General features: G+C 65.3%; 1 pseudogene. It reads left to right on the top strand.

The features are described 5' to 3' along the window. Positions 1-140: 140 nt before the first annotated feature. Positions 141-245: pseudogene (locus FNJ47_RS48005) on the top strand (acyl-CoA dehydrogenase family protein); the annotation flags it as partial.

Here is a 245-nt window from a genome sequence, read left to right as displayed (position 1 = left end):
TTGGAAAACGTGCCGTCATACATCGTGCTGGATGGGCGGGTCGTGATGCCCGGCGCATCCATCGGCACGATGAACATGCTGATGCCGGCGTGCGGCGGCTTCGCGTCCTTGTCGGTCCGCGCGGCGAAGCCATGCACGGCATGGGCTACAGCGAGCCGCAGGCGGGCTCCGACCTCGCTGCGTTGCGCACAAGCGCCGTCAAGGACGGCGATCACTGGGTAATCAACGGCCAGAAGATCTGGACC

Origin of the sequence: Bradyrhizobium uaiense (assembly GCF_010811875.1) — a bacterium.
Lineage (GTDB): Bacteria > Pseudomonadota > Alphaproteobacteria > Rhizobiales > Xanthobacteraceae > Bradyrhizobium > Bradyrhizobium uaiense.
This window is presented reverse-complemented; position numbering and strand designations above follow the sequence as displayed.